Source organism: Streptomyces sp. NPDC055966 (assembly GCF_042269865.1).
Taxonomy (GTDB): Bacteria; Actinomycetota; Actinomycetes; order Streptomycetales; family Streptomycetaceae; genus Streptomyces.
On the sequence record NZ_JBHJYK010000001.1, the window covers coordinates 272,415 to 278,559 of the forward strand.

Genomic DNA, 6,145 nt, shown 5'->3' on the forward strand with positions numbered 1-6,145 from the left:
ACGATCTCCTGCTTCGGATGGTCGGCTTCTGCGCTGCTCATGACCCTGAGGACACCGGCGCGGCCGCGCCGGTTCCCGCGGGCATGAAGCGGGCATGAAAAAGGACCCCGGAGGGGTCCTCGATCAGTGCGCTCCCCCGACTGGACTCGAACCAGTAACCTGCCGGTTAACAGCCGGCTGCTCTGCCAATTGAGCTACGGAGGACCGAAGCTCCCCCGACTGGACTCGAACCAGTAACCTGCCGGTTAACAGCCGGCTGCTCTGCCAATTGAGCTACGGAGGATCGCCTCGATTGCTTCGAACGCACCTACCTGGGTATTCGCCAGGGGGCGGGCGCTCGCTGCGACACATACATTAGCGCAAGCAGGGGGGTGCTCCGCCAATCGGATCCCCCACGGCACCGCAGACCCAGGCAAGGGAAGGGTGGCAGCCATGCGCTACCGGCTCACGTTCGTCGCGGGACTGGCCGTCGGTTACGTACTCGGCACGAGGGCCGGACGCGAGCGCTACGAGCAGCTGAAGAAGTACGCGCGCCGGATCGCGCAGAACCCCGCTGTCCGGAACACCGCCGAGACGGCCGCCCAGCAGGGCCGCCAGTACGCGGGCAAGGCCTTCCACACGGTCAGCGGCAAGGTCGGCGACCGGGTCCCCGAGACCGTGGCCCAGCGGGTCCGGAACCTGCGCGAGCGCAACCTCAACGGCACCCCCGAGGACGACTGGGGCACGAGCAACACCTAGCCCTTCCACCCCTTTGGCCGCCCCTGGCCCAAGCATCCTCAGGAATGCTGCAAAATTCGATGCATGGGGATAGTCGCCGGCTTGGACAGCTCGCCAGATTTCACGCGCATCGTCGTCTGCGACGCGGACAGCGGCGCCGTACTGCGGCAGGGCTACGCCCCGCACCCGGTGGAGGGCCGCCCCAGCGACATCGACCCCCAGGCCTGGCTGCTCTCGCTCGGCGAGGCCGCCGGCGGTGGTCTGCTGGAGGGCGTGCAGGCCATCGGGGTCTCGGCCCAGCAGAACGCCCTCGTCCCGCTGGACGCCCAGGGCAACACGGTGCGCCCGGCGCTGGTCGGCGGCGACAAGCGGGCGCAGGTCGCGGGGGCCGATCTGCTCGACGCGCTCGGCGGGCGCGAGGCGTGGGCGCAGGCCGTGGGGAGCGTGCCGCAGGCCGCGGCGCCGGTCACCAAGCTGCGCTGGCTCGCGAAGAACGAGCCCGAGAACGCCCGCCGCACGGCCGTGCTGCTCCAGGCGCACGACTGGCTGGTGTGGCAGTTGCTCGGCCGCCCCGTGCGCCGGACGACCGACCGCGGCGGAGCCTCCTCGACCGGGTACTGGTCGGCCGCCACCGGCGGCTACCGGCCCGATCTGGTCGAGCTGGCGCTCGGGCACCAGGCGATGCTCCCGGAGGTGATCGGCCCGTCCGAGGCGGCTGGTACGACCCCGGAGGGGCTGCTGATCTCGGCCGGGACCGGGGAGACCATGGCCGCCGCGTTCGGGCTCGGGATCGGGCTGGGGGACGCGGTGGTGAGCCTCGGGGCGTCCGGGTCGGTCATGGCCGTCCACCCGGAGGCGCTCGCCGACCAGTCCGGGATGATCACCTCCCTGGCCGACGCCACCGGCATGCACCTGCCGGTCGTCACCACCCTGAACGCCGTACGGACCCTGCGCGGCGCCGCCGAACTGCTCGGCGCGGCCGACCTGGAGGCCCTGTCCGATCTGGCGATGAAGTCGACGCCGGGGGCGCACGGGCTGGTGCTGCTGCCCTATCTGGAGGGTGAGCGGACGCCGAACCTGCCGCACACCGCCGGGACGCTCGCGGGGCTGCGGCGGGAGTCGATGAAGCCGGAGCACCTGGCGCGGGCCGCGTTCGAGGGCATGCTGTGCGGGCTCGGTGACGCGCTGGACGTGCTGCGCGGGCGGGGCGTGGACGTGCGGCGGATCTTCCTGCTGGGCCAGGCGGCCGAGCTGCCCGCCGTGCAGGCCTCGGCGCCCTCGCTGTTCGGCGCGCAGGTCGTCGTGCCGCAGCCGGCGGACTACGCGGCGATCGGCGCGGCGCGGCAGGCCGCCTGGGCGCTCGGCGTGTCGCAGGGCACACTCGATCCGCGCACCCCGCCGGCCTGGCAGGGCGCGGCGGCCCAGGTGCTGGAGCCGGGCGACGAGCTGGCGGTGGGTCAGGCGGTGCGGCAGCAGTTCACGGCCGTGCGGGAGCAGACCCATCCGGGGGCGTTTCACTCGTAAGTGTCGTACGAGCTTCCGCGCGCGTGGCCGTATGCGCTTCTCCGCCGGTTAATCACTTGAGGTAACGCGGGTGGAGTGTCGGACGATAGGGGCCAAGGGCAACCGAACCGCCCCTTCGCCGACCCCGAGAGACGCAGCGTGCTCATACGACTCCTGCGGGCCTATCTCAGGCCCTACAAAAAACCCATCGCCCTGCTGGTGCTGCTCCAGTTCCTCCAGACCTGCGCCACCCTCTACCTGCCCACTCTCAACGCGCACATCATCGACAACGGTGTCGTGAAGGGTGACACGGGTTACATCCTGTCCTTCGGCGCCCTGATGATCGGCATCTCGCTGGCCCAGGTGGTGTGCAACATCGGCGCCGTCTACTTCGGTGCGCGGACCGCCTCCGCGCTCGGCCGGGACGTGCGCGGTGCCGTCTTCGACCGGGTGCAGTCGTTCTCCTCGCGTGAGGTGGGTCACTTCGGTGCCCCCTCCCTCATCACCCGTACGACGAACGACGTACAGCAGGTCCAGATGCTGGCCCTGATGACGTTCACGCTGATGGTGTCGGCGCCCATCATGTGCGTCGGCGGCATCGTGATGGCCCTCGGACTCGACGTTCCGCTGTCCGGGGTGCTGGTGGCCGTGGTCCCGGTGCTCGCGATCTGCGTCACGTTGATCGTGCGCCGGCTGCGGCCGCTGTTCCGGTCGATGCAGGAGCGCCTCGACACGGTGAACCGGGTGCTGCGCGAGCAGATCACCGGCAACCGGGTGATCCGCGCCTTCGTGCGGGACGGTTACGAGCAGGAGCGGTTCGGGAGGGCGAACGGCGACCTCACCGAGATGCAGCTGGCCACCGGCCGGATGCTCGCGCTGATGTTCCCCATCGTCATGACCGTGGTGAACGTGTCGTCGATCGCGGTCGTGTGGTTCGGCGCACACCGCATCGACAGCGGCGGGATGCGGATCGGCGACCTGACCGCGTTCCTCGCCTATCTGATGCAGATCGTGATGTCCGTGATGATGGCCACCTTCATGTTCATGATGGTGCCGCGCGCGGAGGTCTGCGCCGAGCGCATCCAGGACGTCCTCGGGACCGACTCCAGCGTGGTGCCGCCCACGGCGCCCGTCACCGAGCTGCGCGCGCACGGCCATCTGGAGATCCGCGCGGCCGGCTTCCGCTATCCGGGGGCCGAGGAGCCGGTGCTGAAGGGCGTCGACCTGGTCGCCCGGCCGGGTGAGACGACCGCCGTGATCGGCTCCACCGGCAGCGGCAAGTCCACGCTGCTCGGGCTGGTCCCGCGGCTCTTCGACGCGACCGAGGGCGAGGTCCTGGTCAACGGCGTGGACGTGCAGCGGGTCGACCCGCAGCTGCTGGCGAGGACGGTCGGCCTGGTCCCGCAGAAGCCGTACCTGTTCGCGGGCACGGTCGCGACCAACCTGCGCTACGGCAATCCCGACGCCACCGACGAGGAGCTGTGGCAGGCGCTGACGGTGGCGCAGGCCAAGGACTTCGTCAGCAAGCTGGAGGGCGGGCTCGACGCGCCCATCGCGCAGGGCGGCACGAACGTGTCGGGCGGCCAGCGCCAGCGCCTCGCCATCGCCCGCACCCTCGTCCAGCGCCCGGAGATCTACCTCTTCGACGACTCCTTCTCCGCGCTCGACTACGCCACCGACGCGGCGCTGCGCGCGGCGCTCGGCCGGGAGACCGCCGAGGCCACCGTCGTCATCGTCGCCCAGCGCGTGGCGACCATCCGGGACGCCGACCGCATCATCGTGCTGGACGAGGGCCGGGTCGTCGGCACCGGCCGGCACCAGGAGCTTATGGCGGACAACGAGACCTACCGGGAGATCGTGCTCTCCCAGCTGACGGAAGCGGAGGCTGCCTGATGGCCGGGCCCATGCGCATGATGGCCGGGCGCGGTCCCGACCAGCGTTCCATGGACTTCAAGGGGTCGAGCAAACGGCTCCTCGCCCAGTTCAGACCCGAACGGGCCACGATCGGCCTCCTGCTGCTGTGCACGGTCGTCAGCGTGGCCCTGAGCGTGATCGGCCCGAAGATCCTCGGCCGGGCCACCGACCTGGTCTTCTCCGGCATCATCGGCCGGCAGATGCCCGCCGGTGTCACCAAGCAGCAGGTCCTCGACCAGATGCGGGCCCACGGCCAGGGCGCGGTGGCGGACATGCTGGGGAGCACCGCGTTCACCCCAGGCAAGGGCATCGACTTCGGGGCCGTCGGCGACGTCCTGCTGCTCGCGCTCGGCACGTTCATGGCCTCCGGCCTGCTGATGGCGGTCGCGACCCGGCTGGTCAACCGGACCGTGAACCTCACCATGCTCCGGCTGCGCGAGCAGGTGCAGACGAAGCTGTCCCGGCTGCCGCTGTCGTACTTCGACAAGCGCCAGCGCGGTGAGGTGCTCTCGCGTGCGACCAACGACATCGACAACATCGGCCAGACGCTCCAGCAGTCGATGGGCCAGCTGATCAACTCCCTGCTCACCATCGTCGGCGTGCTGGTGATGATGTTCTGGGTCTCCTGGATCCTGGCGCTGGTCGCCCTCGTCACGGTGCCGCTGTCGGCCCTGGTGGCGACCCGGGTCGGCAAGCGGTCCCAGCCGCACTTCGTGCAGCAGTGGCGCACGACGGGCAAACTGAACGCCCACATCGAGGAGATGTACACCGGGCACACCCTGGTGAAGGTGTTCGGCCGGCAGGAGCAGTCGGCGGGGCAGTTCGCCGAGCAGAACCAGGCGCTGTACGAGGCCGGGTTCAAGGCGCAGTTCAACAGCGGTGTGATGCAGCCGCTGATGATGTTCGTGTCGAACCTGAACTACGTGCTGGTCGCGGTGGTCGGCGGGCTGCGGGTCGCCTCCGGCTCGCTCTCCATCGGTGACGTCCAGGCCTTCATCCAGTACTCGCGGCAGTTCTCGATGCCGCTGACGCAGGTCGCCTCGATGGCAAACCTGGTGCAGTCCGGCGTCGCCTCGGCCGAGCGGGTCTTCGAACTCCTCGACGCCGAGGAGCAGGAGGCCGACCCGGTACCGGGCGAGCGGCCCGAGGAACTGCGCGGACGGGTCCGCCTGGAGCACGTGTCCTTCCGGTACGACCCGGAGAAGCCGCTGATCGAGGACCTCTCGCTCACGGTGGAGCCCGGTCACACGGTCGCGATCGTCGGCCCGACCGGCGCGGGCAAGACCACGCTGGTCAACCTCCTGATGCGGTTCTACGACGTCTCGGGCGGCCGGATCACCCTGGACGGCGTCGACGTCCGGCGGATGACCCGCGACGAACTGCGGTCCGGGATCGGCATGGTGCTCCAGGACACCTGGCTGTTCGGCGGCACGATCGCGGAGAACATCGCGTACGGCGCCACGCGCGAGGTCACGCGCGGAGAGATCGAGGAGGCGGCCCGCGCGGCCCACGCCGACCGGTTCATCCGCACCCTGCCCGAGGGCTACGACACGGTGATCGACGACGAGGGCACGGGGGTCAGCGCGGGTGAGAAGCAGCTCATCACCATCGCGCGGGCGTTCCTGTCCGACCCGGTGATCCTGGTCCTGGACGAGGCGACGAGTTCCGTGGACACCCGAACGGAGGTCCTGATCCAGAAGGCCATGGCCAAACTGGCGCACGGCCGCACGTCGTTCGTGATCGCCCACCGGCTCTCCACGATCCGCGACGCCGACATCATCCTCGTGATGGAGAACGGCTCGATCGTGGAACAGGGCGCGCACGCCGAGCTGTTGACGGCCGACGGGGCGTACGCGCGGCTGTACAAGGCGCAGTTCGCGCAGGCGGTGGCCGAGGTGGACTGAAGCGGGGGGGGGGGGGGGGGGGGGGGGCCCCCCCCCCCCCCCCCCCACACCCCCCCCCCCCCCCCCCGGACGCCCCAAAAGGTGCGGGCCGAGGGTGGGGGGTGTGG

The 6,145-nt window shown here is 70.4% G+C and carries 4 protein-coding genes and 2 tRNA genes; 4 read left to right on the forward strand and 2 right to left on the reverse strand.

Annotated features, from left to right (window positions below; translation table 11 throughout):
* Positions 1 to 131: 131 nt before the first annotated feature.
* A tRNA-Asn gene (locus tag ACFC8N_RS01280) sits at positions 132 to 204 on the reverse strand.
* Positions 205 to 210: 6 nt separating this feature from the next.
* Positions 211 to 283 (reverse strand) — tRNA-Asn (locus tag ACFC8N_RS01285).
* A 149-nt stretch (positions 284 to 432) separates the two neighbouring features.
* On the opposite strand from ACFC8N_RS01285, the gene ACFC8N_RS01290 reads away from it, so the two are divergent.
* The 4 genes from ACFC8N_RS01290 (at position 433) to ACFC8N_RS01305 (ending at position 6,038) form a co-directional block, all read left to right on the forward strand.
* Positions 433 to 738: a YtxH domain-containing protein gene (locus tag ACFC8N_RS01290; RefSeq protein WP_376285277.1), complete on the forward strand. Its 306-nt coding sequence runs from the start codon at positions 433 to 435 to the stop codon at positions 736 to 738.
* A gap of 63 nt (positions 739 to 801) precedes the next feature.
* Complete coding sequence (locus ACFC8N_RS01295; RefSeq protein ID WP_356031391.1) at positions 802 to 2,241, forward strand: FGGY family carbohydrate kinase; 1,440 nt, start codon at positions 802 to 804, stop codon at positions 2,239 to 2,241.
* A gap of 138 nt (positions 2,242 to 2,379) precedes the next feature.
* Positions 2,380 to 4,113, forward strand: coding sequence for an ABC transporter ATP-binding protein (locus tag ACFC8N_RS01300; protein ID WP_356031393.1), 1,734 nt, complete (start codon positions 2,380 to 2,382; stop codon positions 4,111 to 4,113).
* Positions 4,113 to 6,038 (forward strand): ABC transporter ATP-binding protein, encoded by a 1,926-nt coding sequence (locus ACFC8N_RS01305; RefSeq protein WP_376285281.1) that lies wholly within the window; start codon positions 4,113 to 4,115, stop codon positions 6,036 to 6,038. The genes ACFC8N_RS01300 and ACFC8N_RS01305 overlap by 1 nt, the downstream gene beginning before the upstream one ends.
* Positions 6,039 to 6,145 lie beyond the last annotated feature (107 nt).